The organism is Pelomonas candidula (assembly GCF_043555985.1).
GTDB lineage: Bacteria > Pseudomonadota > Gammaproteobacteria > Burkholderiales > Burkholderiaceae_C > Pelomonas > Pelomonas candidula.
On the sequence record NZ_JBIGIC010000007.1, the window covers coordinates 154631 to 172958 of the forward strand.

An 18328-nucleotide genomic window follows, 5' to 3' on the forward strand; every position below is an offset into this window, starting at 1 on the left:
AGTCACGAAAGCGTCTGATGCCCCATTTCATGTGCCGCACCTGCGGCAGCGAGCACGAGGACAGCCCGCGGCCGCCCGTGTTGTGCCCCATCTGCACCGACGAGCGGCAATACGTGGGTTGGCAGGGCCAGGCCTGGACGACGCACGAGGAACTGGCCACCACGCACCGCAACCGGTTGGAGATGGACCAGGGGCTGTTCGGCGTTGGCGTGTCGCCCGGCTTCGCGATCCCGCAGCGCGCGCTGCACCTGCCCGAGGCCGGCGTGCTGTGGGAGAGCACGGCGCTGGTGACGGAGGACGCCGTGGCGGCACTGAAGCAGCGCGGCGGCGTGGACCGCATCTGCATCTCCCACCCGCATTTCTACGCGGCCATGGTGCGCTGGAGTGAGGCGCTCGGTGGTGTGCCCATCTATGTGCACGAGAACGACCGGGACTGGGTCAGCCGCGGCTCGCGCTGGGTGGAGTTCTGGCGTGGCGACACGCTGGACCTGGGCCGCGGTGCGACGCTGCTGCGCTGCCCCGGCCATTTCCCCGGCAGCGCCGTGCTGCACTGGCAGGGCCCGCAGCGGTCGCTGCTGCTGGCGGGAGATTCGCTGCACGTGACGCAGGACCGCCGCCACGTGAGCTTCATGTACAGCGTGCCCAACCACGTGCCGGCGCGACCGGTGCTGGTACGCGAGACGCAGGCGCGGCTGAGCGGCATCGACTTCGATGACGTCTACGGCTTCACCTGGGGCCTGAACATCATCGGCCGCGGCCGGGCCGCGGTCGACCAGTCGTTCAAGCGTTACTTCGGCATGGTCGGTCAGGCTGCCTGCTCGACGTGAGCGTGGCGCGTGTAGAGGAAGTCGATGACTTCCTTGCGCGCCGCGACGTAGCGCGGGTCCTCCGCCAGCTCCACGCGGACGCGCGGGCGGGGGATGCCCACCTCCAGGATCTCGCCGATGGTGGCGGCCGGGCCGTTGGTCATCATGACGATGCGGTCCGACAGCAGCACGGCTTCGTCCACGTCGTGCGTGACCATGATGACCGTGCTCTGCGTGCGGGCAACGATCCTCAGCAGCTCGTCCTGCAGCTTGGCGCGGGTCAGCGCGTCCAGCGCGCCGAAGGGCTCGTCCATCAGCAGCACCTTGGGTTCCATGGCCAGCGCGCGGGCGATGCCGACGCGCTGCTTCATGCCGCCCGAGATCTCGTGCGGGCGCTTGTGCAGCGCGTGGCTCATGCCCACGAGCTCCAGCGCGGCGCGGGCGCGCACCTTCAGCTGAGCCGGGCTCTCCTTGCCGCCGAAGACGGACTCGACGGCCAGCAGCACGTTGTCCAGGCACGAGAGCCAGGGCAGCAACGAGTGGTTCTGGAACACGACGGCACGCTCCGGGCCGGGCGCGGCGATCTCGCGGCCGTCGCAGATCAGCGCACCGGACGTCGGTGTCAGCAGCCCGGCGATGAGGTTGAGCAGCGTGGACTTGCCACAGCCGGAGTGGCCGATCAGCGTGATGAATTCGCCGCGCCGCACGTCGAGGCTGACGTCCTGCAGCGCGTGGAACTTGCCCTTGCGGGTGCTGAACACCATCTCGGCGTCTTGAACCTGAATGAACGGCTTCATGGCATCAATCCTCTTCAAAGGTGAAGTGCTTGGCGAGGGAGATCAGCGCCCATTCGAGCAACAGCCCGACGGTGCCGATGACGAAGATGGCGATGAGGATGTGGGCGACGTTGAGGTTGTTCCATTCGTCCCAGACCCAGAAGCCGATGCCCACGCCGCCGGTCAGCATCTCGGCCGCGACGATGACGAGCCAGGCCGTGCCCACCGACAGGCGCACGCCCGTCAGCACGTAGGGCAGCACGGCGGGCAGCAGGATGCGCGTGATGACCTTCCACTCGCTGAGCTTGAGCACGCGGGCGACGTTGAGATAGTCCTGCGGCACGCGCTGCACGCCCACCGCCGTGTTGACGACCATCGGCCAGATGGAACAGATGAAGATGGTCCAGATCGCGGCCGGGTTGGCGCTCTTGAAGGCCAGCAGGCCGATGGGCAGCCAGGCCAGCGGCGAGACCGGCTTGAGCAGCGCGATCAGCGGCGACACCATGCGGTTGGCGAACTCGAAGCGGCCGATGGCGAAGCCCAGCGGAATGCCCACCAGCGCCGCGAGGCCGAAGCCCATGCCGACGCGGGCCAGCGAGTTCAGGATGTTCCAGCCGATGCCCTGGTCGTTCGGGCCGTTGCGGTAGAACGGGTCGGCGAACAGCTTGACGGCGGCGTCGAAGGTGGCGGCCGGCGTCGGGAAGCTGCCGCCCTTCATCGTGGCGAGGGCCCACAGGCCGATCAACAGCGCGATGCTGAGCACCGGCGGCAGCACCTTGAGGGCGAGGCCGCGCCAGTCGTAGGGTATGCGCTTCGGCTTCGCCTTGGGCGCCTCGACGGGCATGGCGGCTTCGTTGGCCGCCGCGAGGCGGTTGGCGCTGACGGGCGCTTCGGGAGCGACGGCGTCGCTGGGGGAATGGAAGACGGCGGAGACCATGATGTTCAAGCCTTTACCTTGAAGCTGTCGGCGTACTTGGCGGGGTCCTTGCCGTCCCAGACGACACCGTCGAGCAGCTTGGAGCTGCGCATGGCGTCCTTGGGCACGCTGATCTTCAGCGCGGTGGCGGCCTCGGTGTAGAGCTTGGTCTGGTTGATGGCCTTGGCCGTGCCCAGGTAGTCGGGGTGGTCCTTCAGCAGTCCCCAGCGCTTGTGCTGCGTGAGGAACCACATGCCGTCGCTGAGGTAGGGGAAGTTCACCGCACCGTCGTCGAAGAACTTCATGTGGCGGGGGTCGTCCCAGGTCTTGCCGAGGCCATTCTGGTAGCGGCCCAGGATGCGCTGGTTGATGGCGTCCACGCTGGTGTTGACGTAGGCCTTGTCGGCGATCGTCTCGGCCATCTTGTTCTTATTGGACAGGCCGGCGTCGATCCAGCGGCTGGCCTCCAGGACGGCCATGATGACGGCGCGCGCGGTGTTGGGGTACTTCTTGACGAAGTCGCCGGTGGTGCCCAGCACCTTCTCGGGGTGGTCGGGCCAGATGTCCTGCGTCGTCGTGGCGGTGATGCCGATGCCGTCGATGATGGCGCGGTGGCCCCAGGGCTCGCCGACGCAGTAGCCGTCCATGTTGCCGACGCGCATGTTGGCCACCATCTGCGGCGGCGGCACGGTGATGACCTTGCTGTCCTTCTGCGGGTTGATGCCGTGCGCGGCCAGCCAGTAGTTCAGCCACATCGCGTGGGTGCCGGTCGGGAAGGTCTGCGCGAAGGTGTAGTCGCGCTTGTCCTTGGCCATGACCTTGGCGAGCGAGGGGCCGTCCACGGCGCCGGCCTCGGCCAGCTTCTTGGAGAGGGTGATGGCCTGGCCGTTGCGGTTCAGCGTCATCAGCGCGGCCATGTCCTTCTTGGGGCCGGCCACGCCGAGGTGCACGCCGTAGATCAGGCCGTAGAGCACGTGGGCCATGTCCAGCTCGCCGTTGACGAGCTTGTCGCGCACGCCGGCCCAGGAGGCTTCCTTCGTCGGGATGATCTTGATGCCGTACTTCTTGTCGAAGCCCAGCACCGAGGCCATGACGACGCTGGCGCAGTCGGTCAGCGGAATGAAGCCGATGCGCACTTCCTCCTTCTCGGGCTTGTCCGATCCCTGGGCCCAGGCACCACCGGCGAGGCCGGTGAAGGGTAGTGCGGCAGCGGCGGCGAGCAGGCTGCGGCGTTGCGGGTGGGGCGTGGCGGTCGAGTTATCGAAGGCGGTCATCACGGGCTCCTAGTCATGCAGGGCGCAACGCCGTGCGACCAGGCTCCGCCCGCACCGTGCATTGATGGTGCGTGCGGAAAGGAGGAGGTCGGACGCCGTTGTCCCGAAGTGCCGGCCGTCTCACAGCCGGCCGGCCCGAGAGGCCTGCGCCATTGCAGGCCTCACACCGCTTTCAGCAGGTTGCGTGCCAGCTTTTGCGGGCCGTGGATGCCGGCGTTTTGCACGCGCTTGGCGCGAGGCGGCGGCCGCGACGTGCGGTTTGCGTCGCGACGGTGCATGGGTCGGGAGAGTTTGTTGGTGCGTCGCGCCCCAGGCCGGAGACGGGGCGCGACGGCGGTGCGCGATCAGCGCTGGCGCAGCAGTTGATCGGCGTCGATGAGCCGCGTGGCCACGCTGGCCAGGGTCTGGCCGCCGGCCATGGCGAGCTGGCGCAGGCGCTGGAAGGCGGCCTCTTCGTCGAGGCCCTGCTCGCGCATCAGGATGCCGCGTGCGCGCTCGACGAGCTTGCGTTCGGCGAGCTGGGTCTGGGTCTGGCGCAGCTCGCGCTGCAGTGACTGGTCGTGCTCGAAGCGCGCCAGCGCCAGCTGCAGCAGCGCGCCCAGGCGTTGTGGCGGCAGGCCGGCCAGTTGCAGCGCGCTGGCGCCTGCCTGCAGTGCGGCTCGCATCTGTTCCGGCGTCATCTGCTCGGCGACGAGCAGCACGGGCCGCGGGTGCTGGCGCTGGGCCTCGGCCAGCTGGGCCAGCAGCGCTGGCGTGGGCTGGTCGCAGTCGATCAGCAGGATCTCGGGCGACTGGCGCTGCAGCGCGAGGGCCAGCGCATCGGGTTCGGCGACGAGGTCCAGCACGTCGACCAACTGGCAGCGCAGCCGGATCAGCTCAAGGCGGATGACCGGGCTGCGGCGCTGGCCGGCGTCGGCCAGCAGCACGCGCAGACCCGGCAGAGGGAATGGGGACGTGTCCATGCCCCGGGGCAGTGCAAATTGCGTGCCTCAACCGAGCAGCGGCAGGTGCAGCTCGACGACGGCGCGCTGTCCGGGGGCGGCTTCGCCCAGATAGAGGGCGTATGGCGGCAGCTGCGGGTGGGGGCGCAGCTGCTCGACGCGCAGGCGCTGCATGCCCTGGTACCAGGCCAGCTCCAGCGCCTCGGGCAGGCCGTCGAAGCGCAGCACGTAGGCGCGGTGGGCGGGCAGCTCGCGCAGGCTCAGGCCGTCGGGTGGCGCGGCGTCGGCCGACAGCGTCACGCCGACCTGGCAGTCGACGACGCGCAGCTTGAGCTGGGTCTTCAGGTACAGCACCATGGCAGTGCCGTCCGCGCCCACGCCGGCACCGGCGAGTTGCGCGCGCACAGCGGCGATGCGCGGCGGCAGTTCGGCGGCCAGCGTGTCCAGCGGCCCGCGGTAGGGCTGCTGGGCGACGCTTCGTGCCGACTGGTCGCGCGCGCCGGCGTAGTCCAGCGTGTACGCCTCGGGATCGGCGCCCAGCGCGGCGGCCAGGCGGTCCAGGCCGAAGCGCAGGTCCAGCTGGGTGGCGCCCTGTACGGTTGCGGCGAAGGCGCGCAGCGTGAACGCGACGCGCCCCTTGAAGCGCCAGGTGACGTTCGTGCCACCCGGGGCGGGCTCGAATCGCCAGTCCGAACGGCCCTGGAACTTGAAGGGCAGCGCGAACGACAGCTGCTGCCGCAGCGGGCCCCGGGCCACCACACGGCCGCGGCCGACCTGGGGCACGTCCCAGGACAGCGTGGCGCCGTCCACCCGGGCCGGCGTGTCGCGCGCGTGTTCCAGCCAGGGGTTCCAGGCCTGCCACTGCGCCAGGTCCGCGACGCGGGCCTGCACGGCGTCCGGCGGCGAGGCGATGAAGCGCGTCGCCTCCGCCCGCACACGGCCGCTGTAGCGGCCCATGTAGACGAAGAGCACGACGAGGACCAGCGCCAGCGCGAAGAAGAGAGGGCTCATCGGTGAGGGTGTCCAGATGGAAGAAAGCCCGGCCGGGGCCGGGCTTGGTGGACGGGATGCTAAGTCGTCAGAGCATGCCCATCGCGTGCGGGACGACCAGCGTCAGCCACGGCCAGTAGGTGACGAGAATCAGGAAGGCGATCATCGTCAGCAGCCAGGGCATGACGGCTTTCGTCAGCTCGGTGATGCCGAGCTTGGAGATGCCCGAGGCCACGTAGAGGTTCAACCCCACGGGCGGGTGGCACAGCCCCACTTCCATGTTCACGTCGATCAGGATGCCGAAGTGCACCGGGTTCACGCCCAGCTGCATGGCTGCGGGGAAGAAGATCGGCGCCATGATCAGGATGATGGACGACGGGTCCATGAAGTTGCCGGCGCCCAGCAGCACGAGGTTCACGACGAACAGGAAGCCGTGCTGGCCCAGGTTCATCGACAGCAGCCAGTCGGCCAGCTGGTGCGGCAGGTTCTCGTTGGTCAGCACGAAGGAGAACAGCACCGCGTTCGTGATGATGTAGAGCAGCATCGCGGACATGTTGGCCGAGTCCCTGAGGACCTTCGGCACCTGCTTCAGCTTCAGATCCTTGTAGACGAAGATCGAGACGAAGAACGAGTACACCGCTGCCATCGCCGCGGCCTCGGTCGCCGTGAAGGCGCCCGACCAGATGCCGCCGACGATGATGACGACGAGCAGCAGGCCCCAGAAGCTTTCGCGGAAGGCCTTGAAGCGGGCGCCCCAGCCGACTCGCGCCAGACGCGGGTAGTTGTTGCGGCGGGCGATCCACCACGTCACGGCCGCCAGCATCAGCGCCAGCACGATGCCGGGCAGCAGGCCGGCGACGAACAGCGCGCCGATCGACGTGTTGGTCGAGATCGCGTAGATGACCTTGGGAATCGACGGCAGCATCAGGATGCCGAGCGAGCCGGCCGTGATGATGACGCCGGCGCCGAAGCGCATCGGGTAGCCATGGGCCACCATGGCCGGCAGCACGATGGAGCCGATGGCCACGACGGTCGCGACCGACGAACCGCAGACCAGCGCGAACATCGAGCAGGCCAGGATGGACGCGAGCGCCAGGCCGCCGTGGAAGTGACCGACCATGCTCGTCGCAAAGTTGATCATCCGCCGCGCGACACCGCCGTGCGTGAGGAAGTTGCCGGCCAGGATGAAGAACGGCACGGCCATGATTTCCCACTTCTCGATGCCGGTGAACAGCTTGTGTGCCACCTCCATCGCGGGCACATCGGTCATCGTGAAGATGAAGGTCAGCACCGTCAGGCCCAGCGAGATGCTGATCGGCATGCCGGTCAGCATCAGCGCCAGCAGCAGGCCGAAGATGATGAGGGCGTTCATTGGCGGGCCTCCACTTGCAGCGGCGCCTGTTCGTCCACGCCCTCGACGTGGGACTCGTCATGCTTGGGCAGCTCGCCGGTCTTCCAGAACGCGACGCAGACCTGGATGAAGCGGTAGCTCATCAGCGCCGAGCCCAGCGGAATGGCCAGGTAGATGATCCAGGTGTGCCATTCCAGGTCGGGGTCGGTCGGCCCCTCGGGCACGTCGTCGCTGGGACGGCCGATGAGATCGAGGAAGGCGTAGTGCGCCCCGTTCTTCCACACGAAGACGGCACCGAGCGCGGCGATGGCGCCGGTGAACACCGCGCCGGCGATCAGGCCGAAGATGACGAAGCGGCCGCGGTTCTTGTCGCTCATGCGGTTGATGACGACGTCCACGCCGACGTGGATGCCGGTGCGCACGCCGTAGGCCGCGCCGAACTTGCACATCCACACGAACAGGATGGTGCACAGCGTCTGCGCCCAGCTCATGTCGAGCTTGAGCGCGTAGTCCTGGATGTAGGGCACACCGGCCAGATAGCGGTGCATGACGGCGACGAAGATGATCAGCGTCGCGGAGGCCATCAGGAGGGAGATGAGCCACTCCTCCAGATGGTTCAGCACTTTGTTCAGCATTGTTTTCTCCGATGAACGGAAACGGCCACGCCCGCCTCAGGCCAGGGTGGCCGGGGCAAGGCGGGACGACTCGGGAGCGGGGCTTACTTCGGCGCGACGAAGCCGGCAGCCTTGTAGGCGGCGTCGATCGTGGCCTTGCCGACGCGCGACTCCATCTCCTTGTGGACCGGCATCAGCGCCTTCTTCCACTCGTTGATCTCGTCCGGCGTGGGCGTGTAGACCGTGACCTTGCCGCTGGCCTTGATCTTGTCGAGCGCGGTGGCGTTCTCGGTCGCGGCGATGGCGTTGGCGTAGGTCGTGGCGTCCTTGATGGCGCCTTCCAGCTGCGTGCGGATGTCGGCCGGCAGGCCGTCCCAGAACTTCTTGTTGACGATGACCGCGTAGGCCAGGTGGCCGTGGTTGGACAGCGTCATGTGCTTCTGCACTTCGGAGATCTTCTGCGTCAGGAAGTTGCTGGGCACGCCCTCGGTGCCGTCCACGACGCCGGTCTGCAGCGCCTGGTAGAGCTCGCTGAAGGCCATGACCTGCGGGATCGCGCCCAGCGCGCGCATCTGCGCGTCCAGCACCTTGCTGGACTGGATGCGCATCTTCATGCCCTTGAAGTCCGCCACGTGGTGCAGCGGCTTGTTGGCGCTCATGATGTGGAAGCCGTTGTCCCAGTAGGCCAGGCCCTTGATGCCCTTGGGCTCCAGCTTCTTGAACAGGTCGGCACCGAGCGGGCCGTCGGTGACGGCGCGGAAGGCGGCCGTGTCCTTGAACAGGAAGGGCAGGTCGAAGACCTCGAACTCCTTGGCGCCCAGCGGGCCGAACTTGGCCAGCGACGGGGCCAGCATCTGGACCGAGCCCAGCTGCAGCGCCTCCATCTCTTCCTTGTCCTTGTAGAGCTGGCTGTTCGGGTAGACCTCGACCTTCACGCGGCCGTTGGTGCGCTGCTCGGCCAGCTCCTTGAAGCGGATCGCGCCCTTGCCCTTGGGCGTGTCGTTGGCGACGACGTGGCTGAACTTGATGACGATGGGCGCCTGGGCTTGGGCGGCGGTGCCCAGGGTCATCAGGGCGGCCAGGACGAGGCCGGTGCGACGGGTGAAGAGGTTCATGGCGTGTCTCCTTGTTTGCTTGGAATGGTTGGGTGTCGGTGGGAACGGGCTCACTTCGCGGCGCCGGTGGCCTGGTAGACCCGAGTCAGCAGGGCGCCGCCGACACGCGGCTCCATCTCCTTGTGTACGGGCAGCAGCGTGGTGCGCCAGACGGCGCGCTCGGCGTCGCTCAGGTCGTGCACCTGCACGCGCGGGTTCTTGCGCAGCGCGGCTAGCGCTTCCTGGTTCTCCTGGGTCACCTGCTGCAGCTCGTAGTCGGAGGCCTGCTTCATGGCCTCGGTCAGCGCCGCGCGGATGTCGGCCGGCAGGCCGTCCCAGAACTTCTTGTTGACGATGGCTGCGTAGCCCGTGTGGGTGTGGTTGGTCAGCGTGATGTGCTTCTGCACCTCGTAGTACTTCTGCGAGGTGTAGCTGGACAGGATGTTCTCGGTGCCGTCGACCACGCCGGTCTGCAGGGCCTGGTAGACCTCGGAGAACGGCATGGTCTGCGGCAGCGCGCCCATCAGGCGCAGGCTGGCCTCCAGCACCTTGGAGCTGGGGATGCGCATCTTCAGGCCCTTGAGGTCCGCGGGCTTGAGCACCGGCTTGTTGGCCGAGAACACATGGAAGCCACCGCTCCAGAAGGCCATGCCGTGGATGCCCCGGGCCTCCAGCGCGCCCATCAGCTCCTGGCCGATCTTGCCTTCGGTGACCTGCACGAACTGCTGTTCGGACGTGAAGAGGTAAGGCAGGTCGAAGATCTCGAACTGCTTGGCGCCCAGCGGCCCGAACTTGGACAGCGACGGGGCCAGCATCTGCACCGAGCCCAGTTGCAGGGCCTCCATCTCTTCCTTGTCCTTGTAGAGCTGGCTGTTCGGGTAGATCTCGACCTTGACCCGCCCGGCGGTGCGCTTTTCCGCTTCTTCCTTGAAGCGCTGCACGGCCCGGCCCTTGGGCGTGTCGACGGCGACCACGTGGCTGAACTTGATGACGATGGGCGCCTCGGCCTGGGCCGCGACGGGAAGGGCCAGCGCTGCGGCAAGCAGCAGGCGGCGGGGCATGAGGGCCAAAGTCTGTCTCCGTGGTTTGGATCGCATTCTTCAAGCCGGCCCGCTCGAAGGGTAGTTGTGGAGTTCCACATTTCGCGTGGGCGCGGCGCTCCCTAGACTGCGGAGCATGCAATTGCGCGACGTCCTGACCCGAAGCCTCTGGCTGGCGCCCCTGGGGTTATCCCTTGTTTTCGTGCTGGGCGTGCTGGGCTGGGTGCGGGCCAACGAGGCCGACGAGCAGGAGCAGCAGCGCCAGACGATGATCTCCGACGCCCTCAGCACCGAGGCCCAGCTGCGCGACCGCATCGACGACGAGCAATCCCATCTGCGCCAGCTCGCGGCGGCGTTGGCCGGTGAGGCGCCCAGCGCGGCGCTGCTGGCGGCCCACCCCGAGGTCAACGCGGGGCTGCGCCGGCTGTGGCTGTCGGTGACGTGGCTGGACGCCCGCAACCGCGTGCTGGCCGAGGTGCCGGAGGACGCCGAGGCCGCGCACTCCGACGATGGCCTGTCGCTGCACCTGACCGCCCGTGTCGGCACCAGCGGCGTGCTGGTCGTGCGCTACGCGCCGGCGCTGCTGCTCAAGCGCGGCGTGCCCTGGTGGCTGGCGCGCAAGTACGACGTGCAGCTGGTGGACAGCGCCGACCAGGTCATCGCCTCGTCCACGGATTCGCCGATGCGTGCGGCGCAGGGCCTGCTGCCGAGCTACCGCGTCGCGCTGACCGGCCCGCTGCGTGCCAGCCCGCTGGCTCAGGCCACGCTGACCGACGCGGCGCTGGAGCTGACGCTGCGCGAGCCCGCCACCAATGGCGTGCGCCCGCTGGCGCTGGTGCTGGTGGCCGGCTTCCTGCCGCTGATCGCCGTCGCCAGCTGGCTGCTGCGCCGGCAGATGCGCCATGTCGAGCGCGCCGAGGTCGCCGGCCGCACCGAGGCCGCCTGGCGCCGCGCGATGGAGGACTCGGCGCTGGTGGCGCTGCGCGCGCGCGACTTCGACGGCCGGCTGCTCTACGTCAACCGCACCTTCTGCGACATGGTGGGCCTGCCCGCCGAACGGCTCGTGGGCCTGCTGCCGCCCATGCCCTACTGGCCGCCGGACGCGCTGGCCGAGGTGGCCGAGCGCAACCGCCGCAACCTCGCCGGCCACGCACCGCGCGAGGGCTACGAGGCGCACTGGCGGCACAGCTCCGGCCGCGTCGTCGACGTGATGGTGTTCGAGTCGCCGCTGGTGGACGCTGGTGGCCGCCAGATCGGCTGGATGGGCTCCATCCTCGACATCACCAACGCCAAGCGGCTGGAGGAGCGCGAGCGCCGCCAGGTCGAGACGCTGGCTCACAACGCGCGGCTGACGATGCTGGGCGAGGTGGCCTCCACGCTGGCCCACGAGCTGAACCAGCCGCTGACGGCCATCGCCAGCTACAACGCCGGCATCACCAACTCGCTGGCCAAGCTGGGCGTGCAGGACGAGCTGGTGCTCGGCGCGCTCAAGCGGCTGGGCCAGCAGGCCGAGCATGCGGGCCGCATCGTCGCGCGCATCCGCGAGTTCCTGACCCGGCGCGAGCCCCGCCACGAGCGCTGCGACCTGCACGAGGTCATCACCGCGGCCGTCGAACTGCTCAAGCGCGACTGCCAGCGCCGCGGCGTCGCGCTGGACGTGGCGCTGGCACCCGGCGTGCCCGATGTGCTGGCCGACGCCGTGCTCATCGAGCAGGTCGTCATCAACCTCGTTCGCAACGCGGCGGACGCGCTTCAGGCCCGCCCGACGGGAGATGGCGGCCGGCGCATCGCCGTCAGCAGCCGCGTGGCGGGCGACTTCGTGCGCGTGGACGTGCAGGACAACGGCCCCGGCCTGCAGGGCCGCCGCGTCGAGCAGCTGTGCGCGCCGTTCTATTCCACCAAGGCCGACGGCATGGGCATGGGCCTGGCCATCTGCCGCTCCATCGTCGAGGCTCACCAGGGCGTGCTCGACGCCGACGAGGCGCCCGGCGGCGGCGCGTTGTTCTCGTTCAGCCTGCCGTTGAGCAGGGAGGCCGTCCATGGTTGAAATGGAGCGGCCCCTCGCCCAGTCCCACCCCGCTGAACGCGGGCCAGCCTGGTCGATCCCCCGAGGGGACGGCGATGCTTGTCGGATCGACCGACAAGCACATCGCCAGACGGGCCGGCTTGGGGCGGCCCGGCGCTCGGCCCGAACACCGGTTCATCAAGGTGACTGAAATGATGGGCACTGTCCACCTCGTCGACGACGACCCCGGCGTGCGCGACGCGCTCGCCTTCCTGCTGCGCTCGCGGGGCCTCGCGGTGCGGGCCTTCGATGGCGGCCCGGCGCTGCTGGAGGCGCTGGACCGCGAGGGGCCACCGAAAGGGGTCTTCCTGCTCGATGTGCGCATGGAGCCCATGACCGGCACGCGGCTGCACGACGAGTTGCTGGCGCGCCAGCTGCGCAACCCGGTGCTGTTCCTGACCGGCCATGGCGACATCCCGATGGTCGTGGAGGCGCTGAAGAAAGGCGCCTTCGATTTCCTGGAAAAGCCCTACAGCGACAACGCGCTGGCCGACCGCATCGAGCAGGCGCTGGCCGTGGACGCGGCGATGCAGGCCGAGGGCGCCCAGGCCGCCGAGCGCTCGGCGCGGCTCGCGAGCCTGACCGAGCGCGAGCACGAGGTCATGACCCGCGTGGCGGCCGGCAAGCTCAACAAGATCATTGCCGACGAGCTGCACGTGTCCATCCGCACCGTCGAGGTCCACCGTGCCCGTGTCTTCGCCAAACTGGGCGTTCGATCGGCGGCGGAGGTGGCGACGCTGATCGCGGGCCGGTAAGCGCGGCCTGACCCCCACGAATCTCAGCCCCGTGAACGTGGGGTGCGGGGTGGTTGCCGCTCGATCGTGCTGGCAGCATGTGCAGCCATACCTAGAACAACACTCGGAGACCCCATGCGCTTCCTCGCCACCCTGCTGCTGGCTGCGGCCTTCGGTCCGGCGACGGCTGCCGTCATCACGTTCGACGGCTACCAGCCGCGCTACGACTACTCGCAGACGACCCTCGTCACCGACGGATTCAGCTTCACCGAGCCCTGCCAGTGCTTGGGCGTGGACGACCAGCCGCCGCACGGCGTGCTCGGCAACCTGCTGCCCGGCGCCTACAACGGCACGGCGTCGCTGCTGTACAGCGCCAACCCGCTGGGCATCACGGCGGTCGACGGCGCGGCGTTCTTCCTGGCCCGGCTGGACCTGGGGCTGTCCTGGTACGTGCCGAACAGCGACGTCGGCAGCGTCGTCACCGTGTCCTACCTGCTGGCCGGTGGCGGCAGCGGCAGCGTCAGCGCGGCGCTGGAACGCAGCTACAGCACGCTGGAAATCGACCAGGAGGTGCTGAGCGTGAGCATCTCCGGCGGCCGCGGCTTGGGCTACATCTCGCTGGACAATCTCGTCGTCAACAACCAGGTGCCCGAGCCCGAGTCCGTGGGCCTGGCGCTGCTGGCCTTGCTGAGCGCCGGCGCCGCGCTGCGTCGCCGGCCTCAGGCCTCGGCGTAGCGGATGCCGCGGATCGGCGTCAGCAGCACGCCGACCGCCACAACCGCCAGCAGGCACAGTGCCGCGGCGGTGAACAGCTGGGTCACGTCCAGCACACGCAGCGCGGCGCCCGCCGCGGCCGAGGCCAGTGGGGCCAGGCCCATGACGATGAACATGAACAGCGCCATCGAGCGGCCCAGCATCTGCGGCGCGATGCGCTTCTGCAGCCAGCTGTAGACGGCCACCTGCACGAAGCCCGCGAGCGCCCCGAGTGGCAGCAGCAGCAACGCGCCCTGCCAGGCCGCGTGCACATGGCCGAAGGCGAGGAAGACGACGCCGGCGATGCTGTCGATCAGCAGCACCGTGCCGCCCAGCGTGGACAGCCGCCACCTGGGTTTCAGCCCCGACACCGCCATGCCCGCCAGCAGGCCCAGGCCGTGCACCGCCAGCATGACGCCCAGCGCCGCGGCGCCGCCCGGCAGTCGCTCGGCCGCCAGCACCGGCAGCGCCACCTGGATGGGGCCGCCGACGAAGAAGGCGATGGCGGCGAAGTAGAGGAACATCGCGCGCAGCTCGCGGTCCTGCCAGCAGGCGCGCAGCGACTCGGCGATGGCCTCCAGCACGGCCTGTGGCGGCCGTTCGGGCCGTGGCAGCGTGCGCACGCGTGACAGCGTCCAGGCCGACACCGCGAAGCTGAGGGCGTCGAAGCCGAACGCGCCGGCCAGGCCGTTGCGCCCCAGCGCCGGGTCGTTGCCCGACGTGACCAGCAGGCCCGCCAGCACCGGGCCCAGCAACATGACGATCTGGCGCGCGCTCATCAGCACGCCGTTGGCCGGCTGCAGCAGCGCCGCCGGCACGGCCTGCGGCAACAGGGCGCTGCTGGCCGGGTAGCTGAAGGCCGTCGCCAGCCCGATGGCCAGCGTCAGGGCGTAGACCGCCGGCAGCGTGATGCCGCCACCGGCCGTCAGCGCGGCCAGCGCGCCCAGCAGCACGAAGTTGATGCAGCGGGTCAGCAGCAGCACGGTGCGCGGCGAGTGCCGGTCCACCAGCGCGCCGCCGACGAGGATGAACACCGCCCGCGGCAGGCTGCCCAGCGCCAGCACGGTGCCCAGCACCAGCGGGTCGTGGCTGAGGCCCAGCACCAGCCAGGGCAGGGCCAGCAGCGTGAACTGGTCGCCCAGCATGGACAGCAGGCCGCCGCCGGTGAGCCAGCGGAAGTTGGTGTTGCGCAGCAGCTCGCGGCGCGGGTCGGTGGTGGTGGCAGTCATGCTTTCTCCTCAGGCGGCAGCGTGTCCTTCGAGCGGCGCAGGTAGGCGAGCAGCTCGGGCGTCACGCCGGACTGGCGAGCCAGCTCGGGCTCGGCGGCGTACATGCGCTTCATCGTGTCCTCCATGCCGGGTGCGAGGTCCTTGAACCGCTGCTGCAGTGCCAGCCAGCGCCGCACCAGGGCGTGCACCTCGGGTGCGTCAGGGGTCTTGCCGGCCTCCATCGCCGCACGCGCCTCGGCCACCAGCCGCGGCCAGTCGGCCTCGATGGCGTCGCGTTCCGCCTCGGGCACGGCCTCCCAGTGCCGGCGCATGGTGCGCATCTGCTCGGGGCTGATCCAGCGCTCATGCACGCGGCGGATGGCCATCGCGTCCAGCAGCACCTGCACCGCGTCGCCGCTGTCACCGTGCAGCTCCAGCCGCTTGGCGGCGTTGCGCAGCGTCTGCAGCAGCGTCTCCTGGGCCAGCAGCTGGGCCTGGATCTGCTCGATCTGCGCTGCCAGCACCTGGGCCAGCGGCTGTGGCGTTTCGCCGTCCAGCAGCGGCGCGATGTCCTTCAGCGACAGGCCGGCGTCGCGCAGCGCAAGCACGCGGTGCAGGCGCAGCACGTCGGCCTCACCGTAGCGGCGGTAGCCGGCCTCGCTGCGGCCCGAGGCGCGCAGCAGGCCCAGGTCTTCGTAGTGGTGCAGCGTGCGCACCGTCAGGCCGGCCCGTTTGGCCAGCTCACCCACCGTGTAGTCCATGTCGCGGGATTGGGTTGGAGGAGATGGCCCGGATCATGAAGCCTCACGCTACGTGAGGGTCAAGCGGTGTCGACGGGGCGCCATGACGAGGCGCCAGGCCCAAAACCGGCGCATGTTCAGCCCAAACCTGGGGCAAACCCGTATAGAAACATGGCAAACACGGCTGGCACGGGGTTTGCACTAGGTGGATTGCCGAAGCGACTGGCTTCGGGAAACCCAAGGAGTACCCCACCATGAAGACCTGGACCGTTCTGCGACCGCTCACCCTGTCGGCCGCCCTGCTCGCAACCCTGACGCTGACCGCGCCCGCGAGCGCCCAGGAATCCACCGCCCCCAATGCAGCCGACCGTGTGCTGCTGCGCGAAGCGCAGGGCGAATACGTGCTGGAAGACGGCCGGACGCTGAAGGTGCTCGTCGGCGCCAAGCGCCTCGGTGTCGGCCTGGACGCCAGCCCGCTCGAAAACTGGAAGGCCGAGACCAACGAGCTGCTCGTCAGCCCCGACGGCATGCGCCGCGTGCGCCTGTTCCGCAACGGCGATGGCAGCGTCGACCGTATCGCGCTGGAAACCGACCGGGTAGCGCGCTGAGATCCGGCGCCTGGCCGGCTGCGCCTGCTCGATCAGCGGCGTCGCCGGCCAGCCCGACGGGCTTTTCGATCTTTTTCACGAGCTTTTCCAACGCGCCGCACGCCTAGACTCTGCCCGCTTCAGGGAGTCTCCGCGTGATCAAGAAAAGCCTTTCCACAGGCAGCATCGCTGCGCTGTTGTCCGCCACGCTTGCGCTGCCGGTGTGCGCGCAGGTGCCGGACCTGTCCAAACCCGTGCCGCGCGTCGAGACGCGCCAGCCCGTGCCGTTCCAGGACACGCGGCCGCACCGCATCCAGTTTGCGCGCTGGGTCTCGGCGATACCGGCCGGTACCGTCGTCGGCTCGCTCGACAAGAGCAGTTTCATCTGCGGCGACGGCAAGCCCTTCCACTACGGCCCCGTCAACGACACCGTGTTTCGGCAGCGTGTGCAGCGCGGCTTCGAGGACTTGGCGGTGCAGTACGAGTTCACGCGCAAGCCCGGGCAGGACTCGGTGTTCGAGGCCGACCCCAGCGCCGCCGTGGACTTCCGGCTCGGCGTGACGCTGCTGGCGCTGGACTACCGCGTCTGCGAGCGCGGCGGCACCAAGGGCGCCGCTTGGGGCCGCTTCAGGTGGGAGCTGTTCTCGCTGCGCGAGCAGCGCGTCGTCTACAGCGCCGAGCTTGAGGGCGGGGTCCAGGCCGACCAGTTCCTGCCGCCAGGCGATTTCTCCCGGCAGTTCGGCCGCAACGTGGCGGCCAACCTGTTGGCTGATCCGGCGTTCGCCGACGCGCTGCGTGGCCGGGCCCAGGTGGCCGCGGCGGCGGCGCCTGCAGCGCTGCAGATCGTCACCGGGCCGACCGTGCCAGGCCCCGTCGCCAAGGCGGGCGAGGCGCTGCTGCAGGCCGTCGTCACCGTGGAGAGCGGCACCGGCAGCGGCTCGGGATTCTTCGTCGGCCGCGACGGCTATCTGCTGACCAACCTGCACGTCGTGGCCGATGCCAAGTTTGTGCGTATCAAGCTCGCCAACGGGCGTGCGCTGGTGGGCGAGGTGCTGCGCGTGGATCGAGCGCGCGATGTTGCCCTGCTGCGCACCGACGCCGTCTCCACGCCGGTGCTGGCGGTTCGCCCCGGCGACGCGCAGATCGGCGAGGACGTCTACGCCATTGGCTCGCCCTACGGCGCCGTGCTTAGCGGCTCGCTGACCCGCGGCGTGCTGAGCGCGCGCCGCGTGGTGGAGAGCCTGCCCTTCCTGCAGAGTGACGTGGCCATCAACCCGGGCAACAGCGGAGGCCCGCTGGTGGACGGGAACGGCCAGGTCATCGGCATCGCGCAGCTGCGCAGCGGCAACGGCGTGAACCTGTTCATCCCCATCGCCGAGGCGTTGCAGCGCCTCGGGCTGCAACTGCAGGCCGAAGGCGGCTGAGCGTCGCGGTGCTTCAGTGCGCCGCAGCGAACGCCATCACCGCATCCATCACGTCGAGGTTCGACGCGGCGCCCATCTGCGCGTCGAGCGAGGCCACGCCATGGTCGGCGCCGTGCACGCGCTTGAGCACCAGCCTGCCCAGGCAGCTGGACCACGTGTCCACGTTGCCCGTGGTCGTGTAGCCGCTGCTGCTCAGCGTGCCGGCGCAGGCCTGCGCCGTGCGCGCCTGCTGTTGGTGGAACTCGCCGATGACGACGTTGTCGACCCAGGCCTCGATGGACGCCAGCACGACCGTCGGGTTCACCGTCCACGTCGCGGCCTCCCACGCGCCGGCCGTCTGCATGATGCTGTCGGCGTCGCCGATGATGCCCATGTAGGGCGCGGCCGTGCTGCCCGGCGTGCAGGGTGTGGCCGCCTGGTTGAACGTCGATGACGCAGGCCCCGCCAGTGACACGTAGCGGCTGAACGTCGCGTTCGACTCGCACCACATGCGGTTGGTCATCGCGCCGCCCATCGAGTGGCCCATCAGCGTGATGTCGGTGAGGCCGTAGTCGCTGCGCACCTGGGCGGCCAGGGCCTGCAGGAAGGCCTTGTCGTCCTGGCCCGACGTCATCGCATAGTTGCTCCACGTCGTCGCGCCCGGGTTGCTGGCGAGGTGCTGGCCCTGCGGGATCACCAGCGTCACCTTGTTGGCGTCCAGCCAGGCCCAGTTGATGGTCGCGGTGGTGGCGGTGGTCGCGCTGCTGTTCAGGCCCACCTGGTAGGCCACGGCGTTCAGGTCGCCCCCACCGCCGTGCAGCAGCACGATGGCGCGCGTGGCGCCGGCAGTGCGGTAGATGTTGACCGCGTGCGGGTAGCCGGCGACGGTGGTCGACACCAGCTGGTCGGTCACCGTCGGCTGCTGCGTGGTGCCGCCGCTGCTGTCGCTGCCGCCACCGCCGCAGGCGCTGAGGCTGGCGGCCAGCAGCAGTGTGGCCAGCGTGTTTGTGCTGTTCAATTCGGTCCTCCCTGATGT

General features: G+C 69.3%; 18 protein-coding genes. 6 read left to right on the forward strand and 12 right to left on the reverse strand.

Going from position 1 to position 18328, the window contains the following annotated elements:
• The first annotated feature begins 17 nt into the window (after positions 1–17).
• Entirely contained in the window at positions 18–827 is an 810-nt protein-coding gene (locus tag ACG04R_RS15520; RefSeq protein WP_394412269.1) for a hypothetical protein, read from the forward strand.
• Here ACG04R_RS15520 and ACG04R_RS15525 read toward each other — a convergent pair.
• The 9 genes from ACG04R_RS15525 to ACG04R_RS15565 all read right to left on the reverse strand — a co-directional run bounded on the left by ACG04R_RS15525 (position 806) and on the right by ACG04R_RS15565 (position 9823).
• Complete coding sequence (locus tag ACG04R_RS15525) at positions 806–1603, reverse strand: ABC transporter ATP-binding protein (RefSeq protein WP_394412272.1); 798 nt, start codon at positions 1601–1603, stop codon at positions 806–808. The two genes, ACG04R_RS15520 and ACG04R_RS15525, sit on opposite strands and share 22 nt — an antisense overlap.
• A 4-nt stretch (positions 1604–1607) precedes the next feature.
• Positions 1608–2519, reverse strand: a complete 912-nt coding sequence (gene ntrB / locus ACG04R_RS15530) for a nitrate ABC transporter permease (protein ID WP_394412689.1) — start codon at positions 2517–2519, stop codon at positions 1608–1610.
• 5 nt (positions 2520–2524) lie between these two features.
• A complete protein-coding gene (locus tag ACG04R_RS15535) occupies positions 2525–3772 on the reverse strand; it encodes a CmpA/NrtA family ABC transporter substrate-binding protein (RefSeq protein ID WP_394412274.1) in 1248 nt (415 codons plus the stop codon).
• A 344-nt stretch (positions 3773–4116) separates the two neighbouring features.
• On the reverse strand, positions 4117–4734 hold the full coding sequence (locus tag ACG04R_RS15540; protein WP_394412276.1) for an ANTAR domain-containing response regulator: 618 nt from the start codon (positions 4732–4734) through the stop codon (positions 4117–4119).
• Between the two features lie 27 nt (positions 4735–4761).
• A complete protein-coding gene (locus ACG04R_RS15545) occupies positions 4762–5724 on the reverse strand; it encodes an SRPBCC family protein (protein WP_394412278.1) in 963 nt (320 codons plus the stop codon).
• 67 nt (positions 5725–5791) lie between these two features.
• Positions 5792–7075, reverse strand: coding sequence for a TRAP transporter large permease (locus ACG04R_RS15550; RefSeq protein ID WP_394412281.1), 1284 nt, complete (start codon positions 7073–7075; stop codon positions 5792–5794).
• On the reverse strand, positions 7072–7689 hold the full coding sequence (locus tag ACG04R_RS15555; protein WP_394412284.1) for a TRAP transporter small permease: 618 nt from the start codon (positions 7687–7689) through the stop codon (positions 7072–7074). The genes ACG04R_RS15550 and ACG04R_RS15555 overlap by 4 nt, the downstream gene beginning before the upstream one ends.
• An 83-nt stretch (positions 7690–7772) precedes the next feature.
• On the reverse strand, positions 7773–8783 hold the full coding sequence (locus ACG04R_RS15560; RefSeq protein ID WP_394412287.1) for a TRAP transporter substrate-binding protein: 1011 nt from the start codon (positions 8781–8783) through the stop codon (positions 7773–7775).
• A gap of 50 nt (positions 8784–8833) precedes the next feature.
• Positions 8834–9823, reverse strand: a complete 990-nt coding sequence (locus ACG04R_RS15565; protein WP_394412692.1) for a TRAP transporter substrate-binding protein — start codon at positions 9821–9823, stop codon at positions 8834–8836.
• Positions 9824–9938: 115 nt separating this feature from the next.
• On the opposite strand from ACG04R_RS15565, the gene ACG04R_RS15570 reads away from it, so the two are divergent.
• The 3 genes from ACG04R_RS15570 (at position 9939) to ACG04R_RS15580 (ending at position 13336) form a co-directional block, all read left to right on the forward strand.
• A complete protein-coding gene (locus tag ACG04R_RS15570) occupies positions 9939–11849 on the forward strand; it encodes an ATP-binding protein (RefSeq protein ID WP_394412290.1) in 1911 nt (636 codons plus the stop codon).
• 170 nt (positions 11850–12019) lie between these two features.
• Positions 12020–12622 carry a response regulator transcription factor gene (locus ACG04R_RS15575; RefSeq protein WP_394412293.1) on the forward strand — a complete coding sequence of 201 codons (603 nt, stop codon included), beginning with the start codon at positions 12020–12022 and terminating at the stop codon, positions 12620–12622.
• Between the two features lie 114 nt (positions 12623–12736).
• The gene (locus ACG04R_RS15580; protein WP_394412296.1) at positions 12737–13336 is read left to right on the forward strand and encodes a PEP-CTERM sorting domain-containing protein; all 600 of its coding nucleotides are present in this window, start codon (positions 12737–12739) and stop codon (positions 13334–13336) included.
• Here ACG04R_RS15580 and ACG04R_RS15585 read toward each other — a convergent pair.
• Both ACG04R_RS15585 and ACG04R_RS15590 read right to left on the reverse strand, forming a co-directional pair.
• Positions 13321–14583, reverse strand: coding sequence for an MFS transporter (locus tag ACG04R_RS15585; protein WP_394412299.1), 1263 nt, complete (start codon positions 14581–14583; stop codon positions 13321–13323). The two genes, ACG04R_RS15580 and ACG04R_RS15585, sit on opposite strands and share 16 nt — an antisense overlap.
• A complete protein-coding gene (locus ACG04R_RS15590) occupies positions 14580–15323 on the reverse strand; it encodes a MerR family transcriptional regulator (RefSeq protein WP_394412302.1) in 744 nt (247 codons plus the stop codon). Before ACG04R_RS15590 ends, ACG04R_RS15585 begins: the two co-directional genes overlap by 4 nt.
• A gap of 233 nt (positions 15324–15556) precedes the next feature.
• On the opposite strand from ACG04R_RS15590, the gene ACG04R_RS15595 reads away from it, so the two are divergent.
• The gene (locus ACG04R_RS15595) at positions 15557–15910 is read left to right on the forward strand and encodes a hypothetical protein (RefSeq protein ID WP_394412305.1); all 354 of its coding nucleotides are present in this window, start codon (positions 15557–15559) and stop codon (positions 15908–15910) included.
• Positions 15911–16044: 134 nt separating this feature from the next.
• Positions 16045–17313 (forward strand): S1C family serine protease, encoded by a 1269-nt coding sequence (locus ACG04R_RS15600; protein ID WP_394412309.1) that lies wholly within the window; start codon positions 16045–16047, stop codon positions 17311–17313.
• A gap of 13 nt (positions 17314–17326) precedes the next feature.
• Here ACG04R_RS15600 and ACG04R_RS15605 read toward each other — a convergent pair whose 3' ends face one another.
• Positions 17327–18310, reverse strand: a complete 984-nt coding sequence (locus ACG04R_RS15605) for an alpha/beta fold hydrolase (RefSeq protein WP_394412312.1) — start codon at positions 18308–18310, stop codon at positions 17327–17329.
• Between the last annotated feature and the right edge of the window lie 18 nt (positions 18311–18328).

What these genes read in the sequence shown, in the direction of transcription:
- ACG04R_RS15520 (WP_394412269.1), top strand. Translation starts at nt 18, where the DNA reads ATGCCCCATTTCATGTGCCGCACCTGCGGCAGCGAGCACGAGGACAGC.
- ACG04R_RS15525 (WP_394412272.1), bottom strand. Translation starts at nt 1,603, where the DNA reads ATGAAGCCGTTCATTCAGGTTCAAGACGCCGAGATGGTGTTCAGCACC.
- ntrB (WP_394412689.1), bottom strand. Translation starts at nt 2,519, where the DNA reads ATGGTCTCCGCCGTCTTCCATTCCCCCAGCGACGCCGTCGCTCCCGAA.
- ACG04R_RS15535 (WP_394412274.1), bottom strand. Translation starts at nt 3,772, where the DNA reads ATGACCGCCTTCGATAACTCGACCGCCACGCCCCACCCGCAACGCCGC.
- ACG04R_RS15540 (WP_394412276.1), bottom strand. Translation starts at nt 4,734, where the DNA reads ATGGACACGTCCCCATTCCCTCTGCCGGGTCTGCGCGTGCTGCTGGCC.
- ACG04R_RS15545 (WP_394412278.1), bottom strand. Translation starts at nt 5,724, where the DNA reads ATGAGCCCTCTCTTCTTCGCGCTGGCGCTGGTCCTCGTCGTGCTCTTC.
- ACG04R_RS15550 (WP_394412281.1), bottom strand. Translation starts at nt 7,075, where the DNA reads ATGAACGCCCTCATCATCTTCGGCCTGCTGCTGGCGCTGATGCTGACC.
- ACG04R_RS15555 (WP_394412284.1), bottom strand. Translation starts at nt 7,689, where the DNA reads ATGCTGAACAAAGTGCTGAACCATCTGGAGGAGTGGCTCATCTCCCTC.
- ACG04R_RS15560 (WP_394412287.1), bottom strand. Translation starts at nt 8,783, where the DNA reads ATGAACCTCTTCACCCGTCGCACCGGCCTCGTCCTGGCCGCCCTGATG.
- ACG04R_RS15565 (WP_394412692.1), bottom strand. Translation starts at nt 9,823, where the DNA reads ATGCCCCGCCGCCTGCTGCTTGCCGCAGCGCTGGCCCTTCCCGTCGCG.
- ACG04R_RS15570 (WP_394412290.1), top strand. Translation starts at nt 9,939, where the DNA reads ATGCAATTGCGCGACGTCCTGACCCGAAGCCTCTGGCTGGCGCCCCTG.
- ACG04R_RS15575 (WP_394412293.1), top strand. Translation starts at nt 12,020, where the DNA reads ATGATGGGCACTGTCCACCTCGTCGACGACGACCCCGGCGTGCGCGAC.
- ACG04R_RS15580 (WP_394412296.1), top strand. Translation starts at nt 12,737, where the DNA reads ATGCGCTTCCTCGCCACCCTGCTGCTGGCTGCGGCCTTCGGTCCGGCG.
- ACG04R_RS15585 (WP_394412299.1), bottom strand. Translation starts at nt 14,583, where the DNA reads ATGACTGCCACCACCACCGACCCGCGCCGCGAGCTGCTGCGCAACACC.
- ACG04R_RS15590 (WP_394412302.1), bottom strand. Translation starts at nt 15,323, where the DNA reads ATGGACTACACGGTGGGTGAGCTGGCCAAACGGGCCGGCCTGACGGTG.
- ACG04R_RS15595 (WP_394412305.1), top strand. Translation starts at nt 15,557, where the DNA reads ATGAAGACCTGGACCGTTCTGCGACCGCTCACCCTGTCGGCCGCCCTG.